This is a genomic window from Streptomyces sp. NBC_00038, from assembly GCF_026343635.1.
Lineage (GTDB): Bacteria > Actinomycetota > Actinomycetes > Streptomycetales > Streptomycetaceae > Streptomyces.
Map to the genome: position 1 here is coordinate 4,930,520 of NZ_JAPELQ010000001.1, position 24,835 is coordinate 4,955,354.

Consider the following 24,835-nt stretch of genomic DNA (forward strand, 5'->3'; position numbering starts at 1 on the left):
CGACGTACGGTGTCGGTTTACGGCTCGAACTTGTAGCCGAGACCGCGCACCGTGACCAGGTACCTGGGCGCCCCCGGGTCCGGCTCGATCTTCGCGCGCAGGCGCTTGACGTGGACGTCGAGCGTCTTGGTGTCACCGACGTAGTCGGCGCCCCACACCCGGTCGATGAGCTGCATGCGGGTCAGGACGCGGCCCGCGTTGCGCAGGAGCATCTCCAGGAGGTCGAACTCCTTCAGGGGAAGGTCGACCTTGGAGCCGGAGACGGTGACCACGTGGCGGTCGACGTCCATCCGGACGGGCCCGGCCTCCAGGGCGGCCGGAGTGACCTCCTCCGGCTCCCCGCGGCGGCGGAGCACGGCGCGGATGCGGGCGACCAGCTCGCGGGAGGAGAAGGGCTTGGTGACGTAGTCGTCAGCCCCTATTTCCAGCCCGACGACCTTGTCGATCTCGCTGTCCTTGGCGGTGACCATGATCACCGGAACGTTGGAGCGGCCGCGCAGCTGGCGGCAGACCTCCGTGCCGGGCAGGCCCGGCAGCATCAGGTCGAGGAGGACGAGGTCGGCGCCGTTGCGCTCGAACTCGTCGAGTCCGTCGGGCCCGGTGGTCGCGATGGCGACCTCGAAGCCCTCCTTGCGGAGCATGTACGACAGGGCGTCGGAGAAGGACTCCTCGTCCTCGACGACGAGCACACGGGTCACGGAAGGACCTCCGGAGCAGGAAGCGGGTCATACGGGGATGTGACGGTGGTCGTCCCGTCGATGGGCTGCTCGTCCTCTTCGTCGAGTCCGGGCATGTGTTGTCGGGTCACGCGGTCGCGGGCCGGGCCCGCCTCCGGCAGCCGCAGGGTGAACGTGGAGCCCTGTCCCTCGGAACTCCACACCGTGACCTCCCCGCCGTGCGAGGCCGCCACGTGTTTCACGATCGCGAGCCCCAGCCCCGTACCGCCTGTGGCACGGGAACGGGCCGGGTCGACGCGGTAGAAGCGCTCGAAGACGCGCTCCTTGTCCTTTTCGGAGATGCCGATGCCCTGATCGGTCACGGCGATCTCGATGAGGTCTCCGCCGGGCGCGGTCACCCGGCGCGCGGCTATGCCCACCCGGGTACGGGCGGGCGAGTAGTTGACGGCGTTCTCGACGAGGTTTCCGAGGGCGGCGGCCAGCTGGCCCCTGTTCCCCCAGATACTCAGGTCGGCGGTGCCGCCTGCGGCCATGGTGATCTGCTTGGTGCCGGCCTGGTGGCGGCAGCGGTCGATCGCCTCGGCGACGAGTTCGTCGGCCCGTACCGGCTCGGCGTCCTCCAGGGGGTCGTCGTTCTGGACCCGGGAGAGGTCGATGAGCTCCTGTACGAGGTTGGTGAGCCGGGTGGCCTCTATCTGCATCCGGCCGGCGAAGCGTTCCACCGCTTCCGGGTCGTCGGAAGCGTCCATGACAGCTTCGGAGAGCAGGCTGAGTGCGCCGACGGGGGTCTTGAGCTCGTGGCTGACGTTGGCGACGAAGTCGCGTCGTACGGCCTCGATGCGCCGGGCCTCGGTGAGGTCCTCGACGAGGAGGAGTACGAGCCGGGAGCCCAGCGGCGCCACCCGGGCGGAGACGGCGAGGGCTTCACCACGCCCCGTCCCCCGCCTCGGCAGATCCAGCTCCACCTGTCGTATCTCCCCGTCACGACGGGTGTCACGCGCCATCTGGAGCATCGGTTCGACGGCGAGTTTGCCGCCGCGCACCAGCCCGAGGGCGTACGCGGCCGAGCTGGCCTTGACCACGGCGTCCGCCTCGTCCAGTACGACGGCGGAGGAGCGGAGCACGGAAAGGACCGTGTCCACGCCGGGCGGAAGCACTGGATCCGTATGCAGCGAAGTGCGGGTTGGGCGTTTCTGGTCGCGCTCGCTCCAGCGGAACGCCAGCATGGCGATGACACCGGTAAGCACTCCGGCGATCGCTGCCGCTGCGGCGACCGCCGCGTTCACGTCCATGCCCCCAGGTTAGGCATGTCGTCACGCCAGGCCACAGCCATCCGGGTGCGACCTCGAACACTCGTCGCCCAGAGTTCACCCAGGAGCCAGGGATGGTTCATTTGGGGTGACTGAAACGGACGCGTACGAGCCCGAACGTGGGAGCGTGGGGTTCACGGGGCCTGCTCGGTGGCTATTTCCGATGGTCAGGGTCCAGCCCCCGGACCCCCGAAGCTGACGTGAGAGAGGGACTACCTGATGCGGGACGCGTACCACGAGGAACTTGACTCGATCGGCGAGGGCCTGGTCGAGATGGCCCGGCTCGTCGGGTCGGCGATCGGACGCGCCACGACGGCCATCCTCGACTCCGACCTGAAGCTGGCCGAGAGCGTGATCGCCGCCGACGAGAAGGTCGACGACCTTCAGCACGAGCTGGAGGCCCGGGCGATAGCCCTGCTGGCCCGCCAGCAGCCGGTGGCGACGGATCTGCGGATCGTGGTCACCTCGCTCCGTATGTCGGCCGACCTGGAGCGCTCCGGCGACCTGGCCCAGCACGTCGCGAAGCTGGCGCGGCTGCGCTTCCCCGAGCGGGCCATCCCGCACGACCTGCACGCCACGATCCTGGAGATGGGCCAGCTCGCCCAGCGCCTGATGGCCAAGGCGGCCGAGGTCATCATCACGAAGGACGTCGACCTCGCGCTCCAGCTGGAGTCGGACGACGACGAGATGGACCTCCTGCACCGCACGCTGTTCCAGCACCTGCTGGACGACAAGTGGAAGCACGGCATCGAGACCGCCGTGGACGTGACCCTCCTGGGCCGTTACTACGAGCGCTTCGCCGACCACGCGGTGTCCGTCGCCAAGCGCGTCGTGTTCCTCGTGACGGGCGAGCACGCGGACGAGATCCAGCCGGACATCCAGCCCGACATCCAGCCGGTGACGGGGGCCGAGGGGGCCTGATCCCGGGCGGGGCGACCTGCCTGTGGGGATCTTGCTCCCGCACTCCGGGGGCGCGGGCGAGCCTCGGTGCGCCGAGTGTGCGCCGTTGATGCACCCGCCGGAGTGGGCATGAAATGGGCGACAGGAGCTGTGCGGTGCAGCGTGCCTCGCACACTTCGTGCCTGAAGGAGGGACCCATGGCCGATTCCCCCAGCACGCCCGACCCCACACAGGACAGCGACACCCAGCAGCCCGCCGAGATCAAGAACCTTCCACTGTTCGGCGCCTGCGGCTGCGGTTCGGGGTGCGGGTGCGGATGCCAGTCCGGCAATCCCTGCCAGTGCGGCTGAGCGGGTAGACGCGTCGTACATACGCCGAAGGGGCCCCGTCATGAGGACGGGGCCCCTTCGGCGTGTCCTCGCCTTGCGGTGGCGCCGGGGAACCCCGGAGGGTGGCAGTCCGTTGCGAACTCATAGAACTCTTGAGCGAGTTGGAGTTTCTGAGTCTCACCCCCACTCTTCACGGAGGCCTGGAACCATGACCCAGAACCACCGCCCCCAGCCGTCCCGGCGCGCCGTTCTCGGCGGTGCCGCCGCCGTCGCCGCACTCACGGTGACGGCAGGCGCCGGCACAGCGAACGCCACGACCACCGCTGCCACCGCTGCCGCGAAGGCCTCGTGGCCGACCGAGTTCCCGCTCCCCGACGGCTTCCTCCCCGAGGGGATCACCATCGGAAGAAAGCCGTACGCGTACATGGGCTCGCGCGCGAACGGCGCCGTCCTCCGCACCGACCTGCGCACGGGCGAGGGCAAGGTCTTGTTCGCGGGCGGCACCGGCCTGGTCTCCGTCGGCCTGAAGCTGGACGACGACGGCCTGCTCTACATCGCCGGAAGCACGGGCATCGCGCGGGTCCACGACTCCCGTACCGGCGAACTCGTCGCCACGCACCAACTGACCGAAGCGACCGGCCACTTCATCAACGACGTCATCCTGCTCGGCGACCGCGCCTGGTTCACCGACTCACGCGACGCGGTGCTCTACGGCGTACCGCGCGGCCGCGACGGAGCGGTCCGCGCCCTGCCGCTCACCGGCGACTGGGTCCAGACCCCGAACGTGAACAACGCCAACGGCATCGTCGGCACCCCCGACGGCCGCGGCCTGATCGTGGTCAGCAGCAGCCCGGGCGTGCTCTACAACGTGAGCGTCAAGACGGGTTACGCCACCAAGATCACGCTGGTCGGCGCGGACACCGTCGTCAACGGCGACGGCCTCGTCCGCATCGGCCGCACCTTGTACGTCGTACAGAACCGCCTCAACATCGTCACCGTCTTCGACCTCGACGCCAAGGCCACCACCGCCACCCTGCGCCAAACGATCACCGACCCCCGCTTCGACGTCCCCACCACCGCCGCCCGCTACGGCAACCGCCTCTACCTCGTCAACGCCCGCTTCACCAGCCCGCAGTTGCCTGACACGACGTTCAACGCGGTGGCGGTTTCTCTCTGACGAGAGGGAGACGATCCACAGGGATCCCCCGACGCCCCGAGAGGGGGAGAGCAGCCCTCTCGGGGTGCGGCCACCCACACCTTTGATCCGGTGGCGCACTCCATGGTTCAGGCGAGCAGACGACGGCATCGTTCAACCCAACGGATCCCAAAGGCTCGCAGCCCCCATCCGGAAGGAAACGACCATGAAGTCGCAGCTGACCTCAAAGACGAGCACCACGACGGACGACCTGCCCGAGATCCCCCGCGAGACCGACCTCGCCCCACTGCTCACCGCCTGGGATCTGGCCCACCCGAGCATCACCGACCCCGACTGGCGACACCTGCTGGACGAGATCGCCCACCCTCGCACCACCCAGGCGTTCCACGGCCTGGCCGGCGTCGCGGTGTGAGCGCACGGCAGCGAGCCTCCTACCCGCGAAGAAATCGCACGTTTTGTCATGCTTTGTCACGATTTACTCCAATTGCTTGACAGTTGCGACCTGTCCGAGAAGCGTTGGGAGCGGCCATGCGACAGTCCTCAACGCTCTGCCGCACAGCGAGAGACAGTCTGGAAGCTGAGCGAAATGACCAGCAGAATGACGACCAAGAGGCTCGGGGCGGCGGTCGCAGCAGTAGCCGCGGCGTTCACGCTGGGCCTCGGCAGCGCCGGAATCGCCGACGCAAGGATCAACCCGGTCGACACCTCCTGCACGAACCCCAGCGGCAACGAGCCCGGCGGGCAGCAGCCCAGCTGCACGGGTGGCGCGCACACGCAGGAGACGGAGAACCAGAACCCCGCGGGCCACGCTCCGGGCGGACACAACAAGTAGACGGCCCCAGCACAGCAACAAGCCCCCTACTTGCGGGAAAACCGCAGGTAAGGGGCTTAATCGTGCCGGATTACTTCTTCTTGCCCTGGTTCTTGACCGCCTCGATCGCCGCCGCCGCCGCGTCGGGGTCGAGGTAGGTGCCGCCGGGGTTGAGGGGCTTGAAGTCGGCGTCCAGCTCGTAGGAGAGGGGGATGCCGGTGGGGATGTTCAGGCCTGCGATGTCGGCGTCGGAGATGCCGTCGAGGTGCTTGACGAGGGCGCGGAGGGAGTTGCCGTGGGCCGCGACCAGGACCGTGCGGCCGGTGAGGAGGTCGGGGACGATGCCGTCGTACCAGTACGGGAGCATGCGGAGGACGACGTCCTTCAGGCACTCCGTGCGGGGGCGGAGCTCCGGGGGGATCGACGCGTAGCGCGGGTCCTCGGACTGGGAGAACTCCGTGCCGTCCTCGAGGGCCGGCGGCGGCGTGTCGTACGAGCGGCGCCACAGCATGAACTGCTCCTCGCCGAACTCGGCGAGGGTCTGGGCCTTGTCCTTGCCCTGGAGGGCGCCGTAGTGGCGCTCGTTCAGGCGCCAGGAGCGGTGGACGGGGATCCAGTGGCGGTCCGCGGACTCCAGCGAGAGCTGGGCGGTGCGGATCGCGCGCTTCTGGAGCGAGGTGTGGACAACGTCGGGCAGCAGGCCGGCGTCCTTGAGCAGCTCACCGCCGCGGACTGCCTCCTTCTCGCCCTTCTCGTTGAGGTTGACGTCCACCCAACCGGTGAACAGGTTCTTCGCGTTCCATTCGCTCTCGCCGTGGCGGAGGAGGATCAGCTTGTACGGTGCGTCGGCCATGCGTCCGAGCGTAATGGAAGGCTTCGTCACCTCGCTCGCCCGCCCGGAAGCCGGACAGTTGACGGCATCTGTTAATTGAGTGGCCGGGCGGGGCGGGTCATTTGTAAGTTGCGCTTACTGCCCAAGCCGCTTACATCCGTGGGGTCCCGATGTCATTCGCCGTCATGAGACGCGCCGCCCGCGAGAGCGTCTCCGGGCTCCCCCGCGAGTTCTGGTGGCTGTGGACCAGCACCCTCGTCAACCGGCTCGGGGCCTTCGTCGCCACGTTCATGGCCCTGTACCTGACACTCGACCGCGGCTACTCCGCCTCGTACGCCGGTCTCGTCGCCTCCCTGCACGGCCTCGGCGGCGTCATCTCCTCGCTCGGCGCGGGGGTCATGACCGACCGGCTCGGGCGGCGGCCCACGCTGCTGATCGCGCAGGTGTCCACGGCCCTCTCCGTCGCACTGCTCGGCTTCATGCACCACCCCGTGGCCATCGCCGCGGTCGCCTTCCTGGTGGGGATGACCTCGAACGCCTCGCGGCCCGCCGTCCAGGCGATGATGGCCGACATCGTGCGGCCCGAGGACCGGGTGCGGGCCTTCTCGCTCAACTACTGGGCCATCAACCTCGGCTTCGCCGTCTCCTCCATGGCCGCCGGCTTCATCGCCGAGTTCAGCTACCTCGCGGGCTTCCTCATCGAGGCAGGCATGACCCTCGCCTGCGCGCTCGTCGTCTTCGCGAAGCTCCCGGAGTCCCGGCCGGTCCAGAGCGTCAAGGAGGCCGCGGCCGAAGACGGCGTCGGGCTCGGGACCGTCCTGCGCGACCGGCGCTTCATGAGCGTCGTCGGGCTGTCGTTCCTCGTCGCCCTCGTCTTCCAGCAGGGGTTCGTCGGACTCCCGGTCGCGATGGGCCAGGCGGGCTTCACCCCGGCCGACTACGGCATGGCGGTCGCCGTCAACGGCGTACTCATCGTCGCTCTGCAGATCCCGGTCACCCGTTTCATCGAGCACCGGGATCCCAAGCGGCTGCTCGTCGTCTCCTCGCTCCTCGCGGGGTACGGCTTCGGGCTCACCGCCTTCGCCGGCTCGGTCGGCGTCTTCGCGCTCACCGTGTGCGTGTGGACCTTGGCGGAGATCGTCAACGCGCCCACCCAGACAGGGCTCGTCGTCCGGCTCTCCCCGGTGCACGGCCGCGGCCGCTATCAGGGCATGTACACCCTGTCCTGGGCGCTCGCCGCACTCGTCGCGCCGCTGATGTCCGGCCTCGTCATCGACCGGTTCGGCGCGGAGTGGCTGTGGGGGCTGTGCGCGGTGGTGGGGACGGTGGCGGGCGTCGGGTACGGGGTGCTGATGCGGCGGCTTCCGGCGGAGGGCGAGTGGGCCCCTCCCACGCCCGTCACCGCGAAGACCGAGGTCAGCGCGGCGTAAGGACGCGGGGGGGGCGGTACGGGGCGCGCTCGGAGTCGGTACGGCCGCGCGCACCACGTACGCCCCCCACGACGCACACCGCCCCTCACCACGCACCCACCTGAGTGCACCACCCACAGCGCCTGAGTACCCGTGCTCATGCCACCCCGACCCCGCCCCGCCACGCTGAGCACATGACGAACCGAGGAACGCTTCTGTCCGCCGCCACCGCCCTGGTCGCGGCCGTACCGGTCGCCGCCTGGGGACTGCTGGGCCAGCAGAACGCCGCGGAGCTTCCGGCGTCCCAACTCGACTACGCCTTCCAGCCGTTGGGGCTCCCGGACGGGCTGGACACCGTGCTCGGCGCGGTCGCCCTGGTGCTGGCGGGAGTTGGCGCGACGCTGCTCGTACGTGCCTCGCGGAGCGGCGGGATGGACAAGCGCTGGTGGGGGGTTCTCGCTCCGCTGGTCATGGCCGGGCTGCTGGTCGGCATGGGCTGGCGGGTGCTGACGGCCGGTGTGATCGGCGCCAACATCGGAGCCGGTCTCGTCATCTTCTTCGGCGGTCCGGTGGTGGCCGGGCTGCTGCTGTGGGCGCTGGGCCGCGGAGTGTGGCTGGCGAACCACCGCCCGGGCGGTGACAACGGGCCCGACGGTGACACCGGTCCGGGCGGTGGCAACAGGCCGGACGGTGACACCAGGGGTGGCCATTGGACCGGTTTCGCCCCGCGCGGCGCATAGGTTCCGCGATGCTGAGCGGTGCACACCGCACGGCTCGGCTCCCAGGCACCCGCGTCTCAACTCCCGTCCCAGGCTGATTATTTGCCTCCTGGTTCACGTACCTGTAGCCGCCGCACCCGCACGACCGCCTGACGACCGCGTCGCCCCGAAAGGAACACAGCCATGGCCACACCCCTGACCGCCGCTGAGACCCTCGCCGCGTTGAAGGCCGAGGGTCTCGCCTTCCACGAGCACACCGGCTGGAAGACCCACAACCGCGACTCGGCGACGGGTAAGAAGTTCGGCCCCGTCATCGGCGTACTGATCCACCACACGGCGGGGCACGACGACAAGGAGCTCTGCTACAAGGGCAGGTCCGACCTCCCCGGCCCGCTCTGCCACGCCTGGCTGGGCAAGACCGACGGGCTGTGGCTGATCGGCCACGGCCGCGCCAACCACGCCGGCTCCGTCGACCTCGACGTCCTCAACGCGCTGCGCGAGGAGACCACGCTCCCGAAGGACAACCAGGCCAACGCCGACGGCAACGATGTCCTGTACGGCCTGGAGATCGAGAACCGCGGCAACGGCAGGGACCCCTACCCCGACGCGCAGTACCGCAAGGCCGTGCTGTGGGCCGCCGCCCTGTGCCGGGCCCACGGCTGGTCCGAGAAGTCGGTCGCCGGGCACAAGGAGGTCCAGCCCGGCAAGGTCGACCCCAGCTTCGACATGGACGACTTCCGGGCCGACGTGAAGAAGCAGCTCGCGGACACGCCCATCAAGACCACCCCGGCCAAGCCGGGCACGCCCAAACCCACCAAGCCGACGAAACCCACCAAGCCCGGCACCGGCACCGCGTCCAAGCCCCGCGTCGACCTGTCCCGTCTGATCGGCGCCGCGAAGAAGGACCCGGCCGCCAAGCAGGGCCACGTCAGCTACATGGCGGGGACGAACCTCACCGAGGCCGCCCTGGTCAAGCTCGGCTACCTCGCCAAGACCTACGCGGGCGACGGCTCCTTCGGCTCGAAGACCATCGCCGCCTACGCCAAGTGGCAGCGCCACCTCGGCTACGCCGGCGACGACGCCAACGGCATCCCCGGCAAGATCTCCCTCAGCAAGCTCGGCTCCCAGAGCGGCCTGTTCGAGGTCGTCGCCTGAGGACCTGAGGCCTCAGGGATGCATCCGCGCCCCCTTCAGCACCTTGTCCACCGCGTTCCGCGGCCCGTACACCGCGAGCCCCACGAGGTCCAGATCCCCGGTCCGCACGGCCTTCACGGCCGTGCGGTTGTCCCGGTCGTTGCCGGTGGCGAACAGGTCGGACGTGAAGACGGCTCGCGGCAGCACCCGCGTGAGGGCCCGGCCGTGCGCGGCGGTCAAGGTCTCCTTCGAGCCCTCGAAGATCAGCACGGGCTGTCGGAACATCGGCAGGTAGGGGACGCCGTCCGCGTCGGCGTACGGCTCCCCGACCACCTCGGGAACCGTCGCCCCCAGGCCGCTGACCAGGAAAGCGGTCACATTCAGTCGTTGCCAGGGCTCCAGGTCGTCCCGCAGCAGGACGGCGATCTTGGTGTCGAAGCGGATGGGGGCGTTGTCCGCAGCGTTCTCGGCAGGGGTCTCGGCGGGGGTCTGTGCAGGGGTCTCGGTGCTCATGCCATCGAGACTGCCGACCTCCGTACGACCACGTCTTGTACGTTCTTTGCATGGCCCCGCAGCGCCCGCCGCACCGTCCCCCGCGCCCCCAGCGGGAGATCTCGGCGTGGCGCCCGCGCGTCCCGGGTGTCGTGGAGGTGTTCCATGCCCACTACACCGAGTACGCGTACCCGATGCACGTGCACGAGGCGTGGACGCTGCTGATCGTCGACGACGGGGCCGTACGGTACGACCTCGACCGGCATGAGCACGGCACCCCGCACGACACGGTCTCGCTGCTGCCGCCGTACGTCCCGCACAACGGTTCCCCGGTCACCGAGGACGGCTTCCGCAAGCGCGTCCTGTATCTGGACCTGAGCCGGCTCGACGAGAGCTTCATCGGGCCCGCGGTGGACGCGCCGGACCTGGTGGATCCCGTACTGCGACGCCGCGTGGCGCAGTTGCACACGGCGCTCGCGCTTCCCGGGGACGAGCTGGAGGCCGAGAGCAGGCTGACCCTGGTGGGAGAACGGCTGCGCGGGCATCTGCGGCCCCACCTGCCCGGGGAGCCCTCGCGCCCCGACCGCACCCTCGCCCACCGGCTGCGCGAACTCCTCGACGCACGGCTCGTCGAAGGCGTCGCCCTGGAGGAGGCCGCCCGTCTCCTGCAGGCCCATCCCGCCCATCTGGTACGGGCGTTCAGCGCGGCCTTCGGGATAGCGCCGCACCAGTACCTGATGTCCCGCCGTGTCGAACGCGCCCGCCGCCTGCTGCTCGACGGACGGCCGCCGGGCGAGGTGGCGGTGGTGACCGGCTTCTTCGACCAGTCCCATCTCACCCGCCATTTCAGGAAGTTGGTGGGAGTGCCTCCGGGGCGGTACGCGCGGAGCGATATTCACCTGCGCGGCTCCGGGTGACGTCCTAGGCTCCCGATCATGGACTGGCACGAATGGCACGCCGCGTACGACACTCCCGGCTCCTGGCTCGAACAGCGCCTCGTGCTCGTCCAGGAGCGCATCCGCCTCGCCCTCGACGAGGCTCCGCCCGGACCGCTCACGGTCGTCAGCGTCTGCGCCGGACAGGGGCGTGACCTGATCGGCGTACTCGCCGAACACCCGCGTCGCGGCGATGTCCGGGCGCGGCTCGTCGAGTTGGACGGGCAGAACGCCGAGTCGGCCGTGCGCGCGGCCGAGGCCGCCGGGCTGACGCAGGTCGAAGTCGTCGTCGGGGACGCCTCCTTGACCGACCACTACGCGCGCGTGGCGCCCGCCGATCTGGTGCTGCTCTGCGGCGTGCTCGGCAACATCACCGACGCGGACGTCGAGCGCACGATCGACCACTGCACCATGCTGTGCAAGCCGGGCGGAACGGTCGTGTGGACGCGCAGCCGTCGTATCGAGGTCGCGGCGGAGGATCTGGTCCCCCAGGTGTGCGCGTGGCTGGAGGAGCGCGGGTTCGAGCGGCTGTGGGTCTCCGACCCCGCGCTCGGATTCGCCGTCGGGGCCCACCGGTACACCGGCGAGCCCCGCCAACTGCCGCCCGGGGAGCGGATGTTCACCTTCGTCGGGTTCGACGCCCTGCGGTCCTCATCCCGGTGATCCGGTGATCCGGTGATCCCGTGATCCGGCGGTCTAAAGCGCCCGCTGAGCCTCGTACAGGTTCCGTGGGCGTACGACGCCTGTCGTGCCGTACAGCTCCACGCGCGCGTGCAGGTCTCCGGTGAAGTCGGGTACGTCGATCTGGCCGAACTCCGTCACCTCGTTGATGCCGACCGTGGCGCTGTGGGGCGCGAGGCCGTCGATCTTCATCAGGCCGGCGCGGGAGTTGGTGACGCGGATGTTCCAGTGGGTGAAGCGGGCACCGAAGAGGGGGCCCGCCGAGTAGTCGCCGCCGTGCGTGCCGGTGTTGTCGACCGTGATGTCGGTGCGGACGTTGGCGAACGGCAGGCCGCGGTGGGAGTCGAAGGTGCCCATCCTCATGTCGCCGCGGGACCAGACGTTGTAGGAGGAGAGGCCTTCCACGTTGATGCCGTGGAGTTGGGTTCCGGCGGGCGCCGGGACCGTGCGCTGCTCGATCGTGAAGTCCTCGACGAGGTTGTCGTGCGAGCCCTCGCGGCAGAAGTACGGGTGGTGCGCGCCGCGGCCCGCCACGCGCGTGCGGCGCAGGGTGCAGGCGGAGGCGGCGACCAGGCCGAAGCCGTTGTCCACGTGGCGTACGACCACGTCGTCGGCCCAGCAGTCGTACGCACATTGGAAGGTGACGCCGTTGTAGCCCTTGTCGAGGAGGTGGAGGCTCTGCGGGGTTTCCACCGCCTCCAGGGTGAGGCCTTCGACGCCGGAGCCCGTCAGCGGCTCCACGAGTGTGGTCAGCCGGGGGTCCCACTCCGGGCGTACGTCCAGCGGAAGCGGCCTCTCCAGGGTGACCTTTTCGCCCTGCACGCACGCGATGCGTACGGGCCACTCGTACGGGACGTAACTCGTCAGCTTCGTCTTGTCGTCCCAGAGGTACGCCTCGGTGCCCGGGCCGCCGCCCGACATGTGCTCCAGGAGGGTGTGGCCGGCGTCGTCGGCGAGGCGGAGGAGGACGAGTTGGCCGGGCTTCAGTTTCCGGGGGTCCGCCACGCGCAGCGTCCGGGAGCCCTGGCGCGCCGGTGCGAGGGTCGTCAGGGTCTGCCACTCGTCGCGCTTGTTGCCGGTCCAGCCCTCGAAGGGCCACGCCTTCGCCTTGATGGCGGTCGTGAGGGTCGTGAAGCGGTCGGTCGGGCAGAGCCAGATCAGGCCGCCGGCCCAGGACCAGGACGACTTGTCGCCGCCGTAGCGGGAGCCGTAGACGCCGATCAGTTCGGTGAGGTTCCTGGTCGCGTACAGCTTCGTCACGTTGCTGCCGGCGCCGCGCAGGACGACGTTCGAGTACCCGATGCGGATCAGGTCGTCGATGCGGAAGGTGCCGGGCGGGATGAGAACCGTGCCACCGCCGGCCTTTCCGGCGGCAGCGATGGCACGGTTGATCGCGGGGGCGCAGTCCGTGGTCCCGTCGTCGGCGACGGCTCCGTAGTGGCGTACGTCGGCCACCACGGGGCGGCGGGGGAAGCGCGCCGCCCCGGCGCGGTAGCCGGCCCTGCCGATGTACGGGATCTGCGGGTGGGTGAAGGGGGTGCGGGTGAACTCGTGCCAGAGGGCGGGGACTTCGCCGCGCTGGGCCGAGGGCGTCGCGGCCGTCGCCGTTCCGCCGGTCGCGGCTGCGGCCGCCACCGCTATGGCGCCGCCGAGCAGGCCGCGTCTGCTGACCCCCATGTGCTGGTTGCTCATACCCGCCCGCCTTCCGCTGGCATTCATGGATGTGAATACGGTTCACGTCTGCGTCGGCGGTGAGCATGCCACGGCGACCCCAGGCGGGGAAGGGGTCGTGCAGCGCTTGATTAGCGGATGACGGAGGTCAGTTGGCGGGACGCTGGGTCAGGTGACTGAACGCGTCCAGGTTGCGGGTCGATTCGCCGCGGGACATCCGCCAGGCGTACTCCTTGCGGATCGCGGAGGCGAAACCGAGCTCAAGGAGGGTGTTGAAAGAGCCGTCGGCGGCCTCCAGGACCGAGCCGAGCAGGCGGTCGATCTCGTCCGGCGTGACCGCGGCCAGCGGCAGCTTCCCGGCCACATAGATGTCACCGAGGGAGTCGATCGCGTAACCCACCCCGTACAGCTTGAGGTTGCGCTCCAGGAGCCAGCGGTGCACACCCGGTTCGTTCTCGTCCGGGTGGCGGATCACGAAGGCGTTGATCGACAGCGAGTGCCTGCCGACGATCAGTGAGACGGTCGTCGACAGCTTCCGGGTACCGGGGAGCTTCACCACGAAATTGCCGGGCCCGGGGCTCTCCCAGTCGAGTTCGGCCTCCTTGAGGACCCCCTCGATGACCTGTGCCGCCTGCCGTACATCAGCCATGGTGGGAGCGTACGCGACGCCTGTGTTCCTGCATCGCGGCCGTGTACACGTCCGCCGTGGCCGCGGCCGAGGTGTCCCAGCCGAAGCCCCGCGCATGCTGGGCGGCGGCCCCGCCCATACGCGCGGACAGGTCGGTGTGGTCCGCGAAATCGCGCAGCACGCGCGCGTAGGCGGCGGGATCGTGCCCCTTCACCAGGAAGCCGGTCTCCTCGTCGCGTACGGCGACGGGCAGCCCGCCCACGGCTGCCGCGAGCACCGGCGTGCCGGCCGCCTGCGCCTCTATGGCGACCAGTCCGAACGACTCGCTGTACGAGGGCATGACCAGCACCGACGCGGCCCGGAACCAGTCCGCGAGCTGCTCCTGCCCGACGGGCGGGTGGAAGTGCACGACGTCGGCGATGCCCAGCCGCGAGGCGAGCTTCTGCAGCCCCTCGGGCTTGGCGAGGCCGCTGCCGCTGGGACCGCCCACTACGGGGACGACGATTTTCGAGCGGAGGTCGGGGCGCTCGTCGAGCAGGACGGCGACCGCGCGCAGCAGCACGTCGGGGGCCTTCAGGGGCTGTATGCGGCCCGCGAAGAGGGGGATCAGGGCGTCCTGCGGGAGGCCGAGTCGAGCACGGGCGGCGGCGCGGCCGTCGGCGGGGCGGAAGCGGTCGAGGTTGACGCCCGGGTGGACGACGGCGACCTTGTCGCGGTCGGCCTCGTAGTGGCGTACGAGCTCGTCGGCCTCTTCGGCGGTGTTGGCGATGAGACGGTCGGCGGCGCGCACGACCTGGGTCTCGCCTATGACACGCGCGGCGGGCTCGGGGGTGTCGCCCTCGGCGAGCGCGGCGTTCTTGACCTTGGCCATGGTGTGCATCGCGTGCACGAGGGGGGCGCCCCAGCGTTCGGCGGCGAGCCAGCCGACGTGGCCGGAGAGCCAGTAGTGGGAGTGCACGAGGTCGTAGTAGCCGGGCCGGTGGCCCGCCCAGGCCTGCATGACGCCGTGGGTGAAGGCGCACAGCTGGGCGGGGAGGTCTTCCTTGGCGAGGCCTTCGTAGGGGCCCGCGTCGACGTGGCGCACGAGGACGCCGGGGGCGAGCTCGACAGTCGGCGGGAGGGCGGCCGTGGTGGCGCGCGTGAAGATCTCGACCTCGATGTTGATCGCGGCGAGGCGCTGGGCGAGCTCCACGATGTACACGTTCATGCCGCCCGCGTCGCCGGTGCCGGGCTGGTGCAGGGGTGAGGTGTGCACGGAGAGCATCGCGACGCGACGGGGCCTGCGGTGCAGCCTGAGGCGGGCGGACGCCGCCGGTGAGCGACGCCCGAGCCTGCTGACGTACTGGCTCACGTGGCGTTCCTCCTCGCTGCGGGCATGCCTGCCGGAGGATGTGGGACACCCTCCAGAGAGGGAGAACGCCGGATCCGTCCGCTCCATTTCCTCTTTGCCGAATCATTACCCCTACTCGCTCAACCGTTCGAGGATCTTTTGCGTGCCGCGAGCGGGTTTCCCCGCGCCGCGGGGCCGCCGCGAAGTTATCCACAGGCCCGCACGGCCTCCGCCGCGCCCGCATACCCTCGTACGCATGACAGCCCGCGCCGCGTCCCGCCCCGTGGGAACGGTGACGCGCGGGACGACCAACCCCAACCGCCTGCGCCGTATGGACCGCTGGATCGCGGCCGCACACGGAGCCGAACTGCGCCGCGCCACCGACCCCGTCGCGGTCGACCTCGGCTACGGCGCCGCGCCCTGGACCGCGGTCGAACTGCTCCAGCGCCTGCGCACCGTCGCTCCACGCACGCGCGTGGTGGGCGTTGAGATCGAACCGGCCCGGGTCGCGGCCGCGCACCCGTACGAGCGCGAGGGGCTGGTCTTCCGGCACGGCGGCTTCGAGGTCCCGGTGCAGGGCCGCCCCCAGCTCATCCGGGCGGCCAACGTGCTCCGGCAGTACGACGAGGAGCAGGTCGCCGCCGTCTGGGAGCGCCTGTGCGCCCGCCTCGCACCGGCGGATCCCTCGGCCGGGTCGCGGGGCGGCCTGCTGGTCGAGGGCACCTGCGACGAGATCGGGCGCCGGCACGTCTGGGTCGCCCTCGGCCCGGAGGGCCCGCGCACGGTCACCTTCGCCACCCGCCTCGGCTCCCTGGACCGCCCGTCCGACCTCGCCGAACGCCTCCCGAAGGCCCTCATCCACCGCAACGTCCCGGGCGAGCCGGTGCACGCGTTCCTGCGCGACTTCGACCGCGCCTGGGCCGCCGCCGCGCCCTACGCCTCGTACGGCGCCCGGCAGCGCTGGATCCGGGCGGTCCGCGACCTGATGGCCGACTGGCCGGTGACGGACGGTATATCCCGCTGGCGGCAGGGCGAAGTGACGCTGCGCTGGGAGGCGTTGGCTCCGCGGGCGTGATGTGCGGGGAACGATGGGCGTGAGCCGTTCGTCACACACGCGGGGAGATCGCGGGGAGATCGTCTTGCCGGGGCGGGGAGGGGGAAAGGGAGTTCTTGCTCGCCCCTGTCGTGTTGCGCGCCGACATGGCACCATCCCGGGGGCGTCCGTAAGTTACTGACGGTCAATCAGTTTGGGGGCGAAGAAATGGGATCCGGCAAGCGGAGCCTGACCACGGCGGCCATGTCGCTGGCCTGCGCATGCGCCTGTGCCTGCGCGGTACTGGCGGCATCCGGCCCGGCGTACGCCAGCCCGACTCCGACATCGACTCGGACGACGAGTCCGGATCTGTCACTGCCCCCCACTTCGCCAACCTCCGTCAGCAACGAGGAGCTTGAGGCCGTACGCACGAAGCTGGACACCCTCTATCACGCGGCTTCGGTGGCCACGGACGCTTACAACGCGGCGGAGGAGAAGGTTCAGCAGCAGTCCGCCCAGATCGTCGGACTGGCCCGCGAGATCGTCAAGGGCCAGGAGAAACTGGCCGACTTGAAGGACCTCGCGGGCGCCGCGGCCCGCGCGCAGTACCGCGGCGGCGGCCTGCCGCCCGAGGCGCAGCTGTGGCTGAGCGAGGACCCGCAGGAGTTCCTGGACGGCGCGGGCCGCATGCGTCAGGGCGAGCACGCGACCGAGGGCCTGCTCGCCGAGATGACGCGCACCCAGCAGGACTTGGAGCAGTACGCGAAGGACGCCTCCGCGCAGTGGACCAAGCTGGAGTCCAACCGCGAGGCCAAGGCCGACGCCAAGAAGAAGGTCAAGCAGCAGATCGCCGCCGCGGAGAAGCTGGAGTCCCAGCTGGAGGCGGACGAGAAGGCGCGGCTGGCGAAGCTGGAGGAGGAGGCCGCCTACCAGGCGCAGACGGCCTGGCTGAACTCCGGCGTCACCCTGGGCAGCGGAGAGACGTCCGCGCAGGGCAAGAAGGCCGTGGCGTACGCGACCGCCCAGATCGGCAAGGCGTACGAGTGGGGCGCCGAGGGCCCGAAGACGTACGACTGCTCGGGGCTGACCTCCCAGGCCTGGGCGTCCGCAGGCGACGGGATTCCGCGCACCTCGCAGGAGCAGTGGAAGCAGCTCACCCACGTCGACATCAAGGACATGCGCCCCGGCGATCTGATCATCTACTTCGACGACGCCAGCCATGTCGCGATGTACGTAGGCGACGGCGCCATGGTGCACGCCCCCCGGCCCGGGCGGACGGTGACGATCGCGGGCGCGGGTTCGATGCCGATCCTGGGGATCGTGCGTCCGGACGCGTGAGGCGTACGGCGGGACGGGTGAGGTGCACGGTAGGACGGGTGAGGTGCACTGTAGGACGGTCAAGGCGTACGGCGACGAGGCACCCGCATTGACCAGCGAACTGCCTGAATTGCCCTACTTGTAGCGGCCTATCCGGAGTGACCTGTCCCACGTGACACAGCGCACGGTTGTGTTCGCCGCGCAACCTCGGTGACGTGACCTTCGTCATCCCTGTTGGAGCCCCGTCCTGTCCAAGTGCGTTACAGGATGCGGCATATGACGGTGGCCGTTTGCCGGACCCCGTGCGGTACACCATTCCGTTGCGGCACCGCCTAACGCTATGGTCCCGGTCGGTGGTGCGAGGACTCTCGCCCCACCACACCCTCGGGGGGAGGGAAGGAACCCAGACGATGCCCGCACCCATACCGCGGCAGAGAGCGATCCCGGCCGTGGAAAGTGGTCAGGCTCCTGCCGCGTTCTCACCCGGCGGTCCACCCGGAGTCGGACCCGGCGATCCCGCCGGGTCGGGATCGGCGACCGGCGCCACGGCCCCTGCCGACAGCGCCGCCGCGACCCACCTGACCCTCCTGGTCATTGAGGACGACCCGGCCGGTTCACTCAGCGTGCCCGAAATGCTCGACGCCACGGGCAAGCCGATCCGGATCCGCAGCGCCCGCAACCTCACCGAGGCCGAGCGGCTGCTCACCGACGACGTCCACTGCATCCTGCTCGACCTCGCCCTGCCGGCCCCGGGCCGGTCCCCCGAGGCCGACGACGAGCTGGCCACGCTCAAGCACGTGCTGCGGCTCGCACCCCGGCACGCAGTCCTCGCGCTCACCGCGTCCGGGGATGCCGAGCGCGGCGCCGAAGCGGTGCGCGTCGGCGCCCAGGACTACCTTTTCCGCGACGAACTGGACGCACGGCTACTGAGCCGCGCGATCCGTTACGCGGTGGAGCGGAAACGTTCCGACAGGGCCGAGCGGCGTCTCACCGAGTCCCGCCTGCGCGCCCAGGAGAACGCCCGCCTGGAGCGGGGGCTGCTGCCCACGCCGCTCCTGGAGGGCTCCCCGCTCCGCTTCGCCGCGCGCTACCGCCCCGGCCGCTCCCGGGCCCTGCTCGGCGGCGACTTCTACGACACCGTCCGTACGTCCGACGGCACCGTGCACGCGATGATCGGCGACGTCTGCGGGCACGGGCCCGACGAGGCGGCGCTCGGCGTGGAGCTGCGCATCGCGTGGCGCGCGCTGACGTTCGCGGGCCTGTGCGGCGACGAACTGCTCTCCACCCTCCAGCAGGTCCTGGAACACGAACGCGACAACGACGAGATCTTCGCGACGCTCTGCACGGTGGACATCTCGCCGGACGGCCGCCGCGCCGGGCTCTGCCTGGCCGGCCACCCGTCCCCGCTGATCGCCCGCCCGGGCCGCCCGGCCCAGCTGCTGCCGTACGAGAACGGCGGTCCGGCGCTCGGCCTGCTGCCCGGCGCCCGCTGGCCGCGCCAGCAGGTGGAGCTCGGCGGCGCCTGGAGCCTGATGCTCTACACCGACGGCCTCATCGAGGGCCGCATCGGCGAGGGCAACCAGCGGCTCGGCCAGGACGGCATGGTGGACATGGTCCGCCGCCAGCTCGCCCAGGGGCTAGAGGGCGAGGAACTCCTGCGCGCGGCGGTGAACGAGGTACGCGAACTCAACGGCGGGGAGCTGACGGACGACGTGGCGGTGCTGTTGCTGGACCGCAAGCCGTAGCCGCAGCCGCAGCCGTAGTCGTCGTACAGGAGCTTGCTCCTGTAACAGCGGCTTGCGGTGGTGCTCAGCGTCCGCCGTTGTAGGGACCGTACGGGCCGTCGCTGCTGCTTCCGCCGCGGCGGCCGCCGCCACCGCCGGAGACCTGGCGGATCGCGGGGCGTACGTCCACGAAGAAGACGATCGTGGCGACCAGGCCCGCGATCTGCAGGAAAATCATCGGGACCAGGAGATTCACGGCGACGGTGACGCCCAGGATGATCAGCCAGAACATCTTGTTCTGCTTGTCCGCGGCGCGGTACGCGTCGTCGCGAGCCACCGCGGCCATCACGAGCGCCACCACGGCGAGCACCAGCATGGCAAGGAAGATCACCGACATGAAGCCGCTGAATGCCGTCAACAGCACAATGCCCACCGCCCGATTCGAGTCGTCTCTAACGCCACCGTACCCGGAGAACGGGCCGGGAACTCTGAGAGTGCCCGGCCCGTTGTCGTCGGCTTGATACAGCGGCTTGATGCGGCCACTGCCGTCGGCTTGACGCCGACCGCTTGCTACCGCAGCCGCTCCCCCGCCTACTTCGCCGGCGGAGTGGTCTTCTTGGCGGCGGTGGTCGTCTTCTTGGCGGCCGGGGCCTTCTTCGCCGCGGTCTTCTTGGCCGGGGCGGGCTGGGCCACGACAGCGACCGGCTTCGGCTCGTCCTTGACCTCGACCGGCTCGGCCTTCGGCTCGACGGCGACGGCCAGCTCCTCGATCTCCTCGGCGGCCTCGCCGCGCCAGGTCTTCACGACCTGCTCGCCCTGCTCGGCGACCTTCTCGTAGGTCTCGCGGGCCTTCACGGCGTACTCGGCGGCGACGCCGACGCTGCGCAGGGCGAGGTCCTGAGCGGACTCACCGATCTTCTTCAGGTCGGTGTCGAGGGTGCTGATGAACTCCGTCACCTTGGACTGGATCGTCTCCTGCGCCTCCTTGGCGCGGGTGGCGGCCTTCTCCTGGGCGGCGTTCGGGTCGAAGCTGCGGACCGTCTCGATCCGCGCCGGGGCCTCGGTACGGATCTGCTCCACGATCCCGGGCACCTTCTTGGCCTGCTGAACGGCCAGTTCAGCGGTGCCGGCGAGGAAGTAGAGCGGGGTCGGGTCCGTGGCGGCCTTGCGGATGTCGTCGGTGATGGCCATGCGATGGTCCTCCCGGATTCGCGTTCAGCTGAGGGTTTGGGTGGTCCGCGGGGAGACCTGCCGGTCGGCGGTGCTGCCTGCGGTGCTGGTCGTGCCGGCGGTGCGTGTTGTTCGCGTCAACCGATGTCGCTGTTGTCCGCGTTGTCCGCGCCAACTGGTGTCGCTGTGGTTCTCGTCAACTGGCGGTCTGCTGCGGACCGGCATCACTGCCGTCGGTCGTGCGCGGGCCGCGGACGGCGGTGTCCGCTGCGCTCCTCGGGTGCTCCGCATCCGATATGTCCCGATCCAGGTGTACGTCCATGCCCTGATCCAGATGTACGTCGTCGTGCCGTACGCCAGCGTGCCGCACATCGGCGTCGACACCCTGATCGCCTTCGTCCACCTGGGTGATCTCGAACCCGTTCTCCTTGCGGAAGGACTCGTAGATCTGGAGCAGCACCTGCTTCTGCCGCTCGTTCAGCGTGGGATCGGCGAGGATGACGGCGCGCGTCTCCACCTCGTCCCGGTCCCGCTCGGCGTCGAGGATGCCGGCTCGCACGTACAGCGTCTCGGCGGAGATCCGCAGCGCCTTTGCGACCTGCTGCAACACCTCCGCGCTCGGCTTGCGAAGCCCGCGCTCGATCTGGCTCAGATACGGATTGGACACCCCGGCGGCATCAGCAAGCTGCCTGAGCGACAGCTGCGCATTGCGCCGCTGTTCACGCAGATACTCACCGAGATTGCCGACATTGAGCGATGCCATGCCTCCACCTTGCCGCACCCCTGCTAACAATTGCAAGCAGCCGCTTGCAAAAGTGCGCTACGCCACGTCGTGACCGAGTGTGACTGAGCGGACTCAGCGGGCGGCGAGGAGCTCGAGCGTGTCGATCACTCGGTTGGAGAAGCCCCACTCGTTGTCATACCAGGCGGACACCTTGACGTGGCGGCCGTCGACGCGGGTGAGGGCCGAGTCGAAGATCGCCGAGGCGGGGTTGCCCGTGATGTCGGACGACACGAGCGGGTCGTCCGAGTACTCGAGGATGCCCGCGAGCGGCCCCTGTGCCGCGGCGCGGTACGCCGCCAGCACGTCGTCGCGTGTCACGTCGCGAGCGACGGTCGTGTTGAGTTCGACGATCGAGCCCACCGGCACCGGTACGCGGATCGAGTCGCCCGACAGCTTGCCGTCGAGGTTCGGCAGCACCAGGCCGATCGCCTTGGCGGCGCCGGTCGTGGTCGGCACGATGTTGATGCCGGCGGCCCGGGCGCGACGGGCGTCGCGGTGCGGACCGTCCTGCAGGTTCTGCTCCTGCGTGTAGGCGTGCACCGTCGTCATGAACGCGTGCTCGATACCGGCGAGTTCGTCGAGGACCGCGGCCAGTGGCGCGAGCGCGTTGGTGGTGCAGGAGGCGTTCGAGACGATCGTGTGTACGGCCGGGTCGTAGGCATCGGTGTTGACCCCGAACGCGAGCGTGACGTCGGCGCCGTCCGACGGCGCGCTGACGAGCACCTTGCGCGCGCCCGCGTCGAGGTGGGCGCGGGCGGCCTTGGCCGAGGTGAAGCGGCCGGTGGCCTCCAGGACGATGTCGACGCCGAGTTCGGCCCACGGCAGCTGCGCCGGTTCGCGCTCGGCCAGCACCTTGATCCGACGGCCGTCGACGACGAGGGCGTCCCCGTCGACGGTCACCGGGCGCCCGAGCCGGCCGGCCGTGCTGTCGTAGGCGAGCAGTCGGGCGAGAGTCGCGGGCTCCGTGAGGTCGTTGACGGCGACCACCTCCAGGGCGCTGTCGCGCTCCAGCAGTGCGCGCAGCACATTGCGTCCGATGCGGCCGAATCCGTTGATGGCGATGCGAGTCATGAGTGAGGTCCCTTCCCTTCGCCACCCAGGCTCGCGCGCGGTCGGCGTCGCTGACAGTGGCGGGATCGCCATGGTTCGAAAGGATCCCGCCATGCCGTACGTGGGACAGTCACTGCCGTACGTGGGACAGTCACTCGCCCCGGGTGAAGGTGCGCCGGTACTCGCTCGGAGTCGTGCCGAGGATCCGCTGGAAGTGCAGCCGCAGGTTCGCGCCGGTACCGAGCCCGACGTCGGCGGCGATCTGCTCGACGCTCCGCTCCGACCGCTCGAGAAGCTCGCGGGCCAGGTCGATGCGGGCGCGCATCACCCACTGCATCGGCGTGTAGCCGGTCTCCTCGACGAAGCGCCGGGAGAACGTGCGCGGCGAGACCCCCGCCTGCCGCGCCAGTATGTCGAGGGTGAGGGGCTCGCCGAGCCGGTGCAGCGCCCACTCACGGGTGACGGCGAAGCGCTCGCCGAGCGGCTCGGGGACGCTGCGCGGCACGTACTGGGCCTGGCCGCCGCTGCGGTAGGGGGCCGCGACCAGGCGCCGGGCCGCGTGGTTGGACGCGGCCACTCCGAGGTCGCCGCGCAGGATGTGCAGGCACAGGTCGATGCCGGAGGCGGCACCGGCCGAGGTGAGCACGCTGCCCTCGTCGACGAACAGCACGTTCTCGTCGACCTGGACGAGCGGATGCCTGGCCGCGAGTGCCCGCGTGTAGTGCCAGTGCGTCGTGGCGCGCCTGCCGTCGAGCAGGCCCGTGGCGGCGAGCGCGAAGGCGCCGGTCGAGATGGCGGCGAGCCGCGCGCCCCGGTCGTGGGCGGCGACCAGCGCCTCGACGACGGCCCGCGGCGGGTCCTCGCGATCCGGAAACCGGTAGCCCGGGACGAAGACGATGTCTGCCCACGCAACCGCGTCGAGGCCATGAGCGACGGAGTACGCGAGACCGTCGCCGCCGGTCACGAGCCCGGGCGCCGCCCCGCACACCCGCACCTCGTACGGCATGCTCGTGCGGGTCGTGAAAACCTGCGCGGGAATCCCGACATCGAGCGGCTTCGCACCCTCGAGCACAAGGACGGCGACACGATGCAGGCGGGATGCAGGCACAGGAAGAGGTTACGTGGGGCGTGACTTCGATACGTGCGCTCAAAAGGAACCTCTACCCTCCGCGCTCTCCAGGACCCCATCGGCCACCTCGCTGGGTGGGGAAACAAGAGCAGGTCCGAGGAACGAGGTGAGCGCTGTCGGACCGGGCGGCACCCCAACTCAGTCGGGATGACCCATTGCCGGTCAGGGCCTCGACGTGGTTCAAGGCCGGTGCTCGCGCTGACCGGTCGTCACTCGGCCGCCGTGTTCTCCTTCCGCCAACTCCGCCGCCAGAGTGCGCTGGCCCGGTGGTCGTGCTCGAAGCCGACGCCGAGAGGCCCCACCCGCTCGATCGCCTCGCCAGTGCGCGGGTCGTCGCGAAGAGCGAGGCCGTAGGCAGCCTCCAGACGCACGAGTTGGTTGTCCTCGGCGAGCAGCCCCGCCAGGGCGTCGGCGACGGCGGGCGTACGGTCCGGGGAGCCGGCCAGTGCTGCCGCGGCTGCACCCCGTAGGTCGGTATCCGGGTCCTCGGTCAGTAGGAGCAGCGCTCGTGTGATCTCCGGGAGGAGGTCGTCGTCCCGCATGCTCACCGTGCACGCCCTGAGCCGCACTTGGGCGTCCGGGTCGCGCAAGAGGGTGAGCAGGGCGGCCCTGGCCGCCGGGGTGTGGGGAACATGGTCGGCGGTGAGGGCGTAGGGCACTTCGCGGCGTACGCGCGGGTCGGGATGGTCGGCGTAACGGAGGCCGATGGCTTCCTGGCCCGTATGGTCGTGGTCGGTGAAGGCGTCGAGCACCTTCGCGAGTATCTCGCCGTCCGTTTCCTCCGCCGCCCAGGCGGCCAGGAATTCGCTCTCCTTCTTCTCGTAGTAGGAGCTGGTGTCGAACAACCCCCGCATCCGCAGGTAATCCAGCACGAACCGGCGATGCGCCGGGTCAGGGACTTGGCGATGGGCCACCACGGCCGACCAGGTCTCTACGCTGCGGCGCTGGGTGAGGATCCAGCAGACCGACGACCAGTTCACATGGTCCTCGTCGTACCGGCCGACAGCACGGGCGATCAGTTCGTCGACGGGGGTCAGGATGCGGAAGGCCCACTCCAGCGAGGTCAGGATGGCGCCGTGCCCGGCTCGTACGATCAGGTCGCCGAGTGAGACCAGATCGACCCACTCGTATTCGCTGTCCTGAACCCGGACCGTCGTGGCCGGACCCGACGCGCCCGTCCTGTGCCGCAGTTCCTCGACCGCGCCCGTCTCGTACCAGTTCCGGGCCAAGGCGAGCAGCCGTTCACGGTCGGCTTCCGGAAGTCGCAGCCGGGGCTCCTTGCCCAGCACCGCCGAGAAGACCGCCGGGGAGCCACCGTCGATGGCGCGCCACAGCGGCGTGGTTCCGTCCGGCAGCTCCCGGTCGGGATCCGCACCGCCTTCCACCAACGCCTCGGCCACCGGAGCGTCGCACACCGCCACGGCCGCGCACAGCACCGGCAGCCCGCCCGCGTCCACCGTGTCCGGACACGCGCCCCTTTCCAACAGATCCCGTACCGCCTCAGCGTCCCCGCCCCGAACCGCCGCCCTGAGCCGACTGTCGAGTCCTGCTTCGCCCACGCTTCTGTCCCCCATCCGAATCACATCGCCGACCTGCCGAGGAGAGCCCGCAACT

The 24,835-nt window shown here is 70.2% G+C and carries 26 protein-coding genes; 13 read left to right on the plus strand and 13 right to left on the minus strand.

Going from position 1 to position 24,835, the window contains the following annotated elements; translation table 11 throughout:
• Positions 1 to 17: 17 nt before the first annotated feature.
• Complete coding sequence (locus tag OG219_RS22165) at positions 18 to 698, minus strand: response regulator transcription factor (RefSeq protein WP_009340348.1); 681 nt, start codon at positions 696 to 698, stop codon at positions 18 to 20.
• On the minus strand, positions 695 to 1,969 hold the full coding sequence (locus OG219_RS22170; RefSeq protein ID WP_266829093.1) for a cell wall metabolism sensor histidine kinase WalK: 1,275 nt from the start codon (positions 1,967 to 1,969) through the stop codon (positions 695 to 697). The genes OG219_RS22165 and OG219_RS22170 overlap by 4 nt, the downstream gene beginning before the upstream one ends.
• A gap of 237 nt (positions 1,970 to 2,206) precedes the next feature.
• Between OG219_RS22170 and phoU the strand changes: the two genes are divergently transcribed.
• The 5 genes from phoU to OG219_RS22195 all read left to right on the plus strand — a co-directional run bounded on the left by phoU (position 2,207) and on the right by OG219_RS22195 (position 5,204).
• On the plus strand, positions 2,207 to 2,908 hold the full coding sequence (phoU, locus tag OG219_RS22175; RefSeq protein WP_266829095.1) for a phosphate signaling complex protein PhoU: 702 nt from the start codon (positions 2,207 to 2,209) through the stop codon (positions 2,906 to 2,908).
• 176 nt (positions 2,909 to 3,084) lie between these two features.
• Positions 3,085 to 3,237, plus strand: a complete 153-nt coding sequence (locus OG219_RS22180; protein WP_266459435.1) for a hypothetical protein — start codon at positions 3,085 to 3,087, stop codon at positions 3,235 to 3,237.
• Positions 3,238 to 3,424: 187 nt separating this feature from the next.
• On the plus strand, positions 3,425 to 4,393 hold the full coding sequence (locus OG219_RS22185) for an SMP-30/gluconolactonase/LRE family protein (protein WP_266829097.1): 969 nt from the start codon (positions 3,425 to 3,427) through the stop codon (positions 4,391 to 4,393).
• 184 nt (positions 4,394 to 4,577) lie between these two features.
• Entirely contained in the window at positions 4,578 to 4,784 is a 207-nt protein-coding gene (locus OG219_RS22190; protein ID WP_266829099.1) for a hypothetical protein, read from the plus strand.
• Positions 4,785 to 4,958: 174 nt separating this feature from the next.
• Entirely contained in the window at positions 4,959 to 5,204 is a 246-nt protein-coding gene (locus OG219_RS22195) for a hypothetical protein (protein ID WP_266829101.1), read from the plus strand.
• A gap of 70 nt (positions 5,205 to 5,274) precedes the next feature.
• Here OG219_RS22195 and OG219_RS22200 read toward each other — a convergent pair whose 3' ends face one another.
• A complete protein-coding gene (locus OG219_RS22200) occupies positions 5,275 to 6,036 on the minus strand; it encodes a phosphoglyceromutase (protein ID WP_266829103.1) in 762 nt (253 codons plus the stop codon).
• A 149-nt stretch (positions 6,037 to 6,185) separates the two neighbouring features.
• On the opposite strand from OG219_RS22200, the gene OG219_RS22205 reads away from it, so the two are divergent.
• The 3 genes from OG219_RS22205 (at position 6,186) to OG219_RS22215 (ending at position 9,298) form a co-directional block, all read left to right on the plus strand.
• Positions 6,186 to 7,445, plus strand: a complete 1,260-nt coding sequence (locus OG219_RS22205) for an MFS transporter (protein WP_266829105.1) — start codon at positions 6,186 to 6,188, stop codon at positions 7,443 to 7,445.
• Positions 7,446 to 7,618: 173 nt separating this feature from the next.
• Entirely contained in the window at positions 7,619 to 8,164 is a 546-nt protein-coding gene (locus OG219_RS22210) for a hypothetical protein (RefSeq protein WP_266829107.1), read from the plus strand.
• 162 nt (positions 8,165 to 8,326) lie between these two features.
• Positions 8,327 to 9,298: an N-acetylmuramoyl-L-alanine amidase gene (locus OG219_RS22215; protein ID WP_266829109.1), complete on the plus strand. Its 972-nt coding sequence runs from the start codon at positions 8,327 to 8,329 to the stop codon at positions 9,296 to 9,298.
• 12 nt (positions 9,299 to 9,310) lie between these two features.
• Here OG219_RS22215 and OG219_RS22220 read toward each other — a convergent pair whose 3' ends face one another.
• Positions 9,311 to 9,790, minus strand: coding sequence for a DUF2000 domain-containing protein (locus tag OG219_RS22220; protein ID WP_266829111.1), 480 nt, complete (start codon positions 9,788 to 9,790; stop codon positions 9,311 to 9,313).
• A gap of 50 nt (positions 9,791 to 9,840) precedes the next feature.
• Between OG219_RS22220 and OG219_RS22225 the strand changes: the two genes are divergently transcribed.
• Together OG219_RS22225 and OG219_RS22230 are read left to right on the plus strand one after the other, a co-directional pair.
• Positions 9,841 to 10,686 carry an AraC family transcriptional regulator gene (locus tag OG219_RS22225; protein ID WP_266829113.1) on the plus strand — a complete coding sequence of 282 codons (846 nt, stop codon included), beginning with the start codon at positions 9,841 to 9,843 and terminating at the stop codon, positions 10,684 to 10,686.
• An 18-nt stretch (positions 10,687 to 10,704) separates the two neighbouring features.
• Positions 10,705 to 11,367 (plus strand): class I SAM-dependent methyltransferase, encoded by a 663-nt coding sequence (locus OG219_RS22230; protein WP_266829115.1) that lies wholly within the window; start codon positions 10,705 to 10,707, stop codon positions 11,365 to 11,367.
• Between the two features lie 33 nt (positions 11,368 to 11,400).
• Here the strand turns inward: OG219_RS22230 and OG219_RS22235 are convergent, their stop codons facing one another.
• The 3 genes from OG219_RS22235 to mshA form a co-directional block, all read right to left on the minus strand.
• Positions 11,401 to 13,077, minus strand: coding sequence for a glycosyl hydrolase family 28-related protein (locus OG219_RS22235; protein WP_266829117.1), 1,677 nt, complete (start codon positions 13,075 to 13,077; stop codon positions 11,401 to 11,403).
• Between the two features lie 127 nt (positions 13,078 to 13,204).
• A complete protein-coding gene (locus OG219_RS22240; RefSeq protein WP_266829119.1) occupies positions 13,205 to 13,705 on the minus strand; it encodes a YbjN domain-containing protein in 501 nt (166 codons plus the stop codon).
• Complete coding sequence (mshA, locus tag OG219_RS22245; RefSeq protein ID WP_266829121.1) at positions 13,698 to 15,035, minus strand: D-inositol-3-phosphate glycosyltransferase; 1,338 nt, start codon at positions 15,033 to 15,035, stop codon at positions 13,698 to 13,700. The genes OG219_RS22240 and mshA overlap by 8 nt, the downstream gene beginning before the upstream one ends.
• Before the next feature lie 235 nt (positions 15,036 to 15,270).
• Between mshA and OG219_RS22250 the strand changes: the two genes are divergently transcribed.
• From OG219_RS22250 to OG219_RS22260, 3 genes are all read left to right on the plus strand, one after another.
• Positions 15,271 to 16,089: a class I SAM-dependent methyltransferase gene (locus OG219_RS22250; RefSeq protein ID WP_266829123.1), complete on the plus strand. Its 819-nt coding sequence runs from the start codon at positions 15,271 to 15,273 to the stop codon at positions 16,087 to 16,089.
• Positions 16,090 to 16,275: 186 nt separating this feature from the next.
• Entirely contained in the window at positions 16,276 to 17,385 is a 1,110-nt protein-coding gene (locus OG219_RS22255) for an NlpC/P60 family protein (protein WP_266829125.1), read from the plus strand.
• Positions 17,386 to 17,774: 389 nt separating this feature from the next.
• Positions 17,775 to 19,109 carry a PP2C family protein-serine/threonine phosphatase gene (locus OG219_RS22260; protein ID WP_266829127.1) on the plus strand — a complete coding sequence of 445 codons (1,335 nt, stop codon included), beginning with the start codon at positions 17,775 to 17,777 and terminating at the stop codon, positions 19,107 to 19,109.
• Positions 19,110 to 19,173: 64 nt separating this feature from the next.
• On the opposite strand, the gene OG219_RS22265 is transcribed toward OG219_RS22260, so the two are convergent.
• The 6 genes from OG219_RS22265 to OG219_RS22290 form a co-directional block, all read right to left on the minus strand.
• Entirely contained in the window at positions 19,174 to 19,512 is a 339-nt protein-coding gene (locus OG219_RS22265; RefSeq protein ID WP_266836182.1) for a DUF2516 family protein, read from the minus strand.
• Between the two features lie 167 nt (positions 19,513 to 19,679).
• Positions 19,680 to 20,279 (minus strand): hypothetical protein, encoded by a 600-nt coding sequence (locus OG219_RS22270; protein ID WP_266829129.1) that lies wholly within the window; start codon positions 20,277 to 20,279, stop codon positions 19,680 to 19,682.
• Positions 20,280 to 20,454: 175 nt separating this feature from the next.
• Positions 20,455 to 21,021 (minus strand): helix-turn-helix domain-containing protein, encoded by a 567-nt coding sequence (locus tag OG219_RS22275; protein WP_266829131.1) that lies wholly within the window; start codon positions 21,019 to 21,021, stop codon positions 20,455 to 20,457.
• 93 nt (positions 21,022 to 21,114) lie between these two features.
• Positions 21,115 to 22,113 carry a type I glyceraldehyde-3-phosphate dehydrogenase gene (gap, locus tag OG219_RS22280; RefSeq protein WP_266829133.1) on the minus strand — a complete coding sequence of 333 codons (999 nt, stop codon included), beginning with the start codon at positions 22,111 to 22,113 and terminating at the stop codon, positions 21,115 to 21,117.
• A gap of 130 nt (positions 22,114 to 22,243) precedes the next feature.
• Positions 22,244 to 23,200 (minus strand): GlxA family transcriptional regulator, encoded by a 957-nt coding sequence (locus OG219_RS22285; RefSeq protein ID WP_266829135.1) that lies wholly within the window; start codon positions 23,198 to 23,200, stop codon positions 22,244 to 22,246.
• Positions 23,201 to 23,430: 230 nt separating this feature from the next.
• On the minus strand, positions 23,431 to 24,780 hold the full coding sequence (locus OG219_RS22290; RefSeq protein WP_266829137.1) for a HEAT repeat domain-containing protein: 1,350 nt from the start codon (positions 24,778 to 24,780) through the stop codon (positions 23,431 to 23,433).
• Between the last annotated feature and the right edge of the window lie 55 nt (positions 24,781 to 24,835).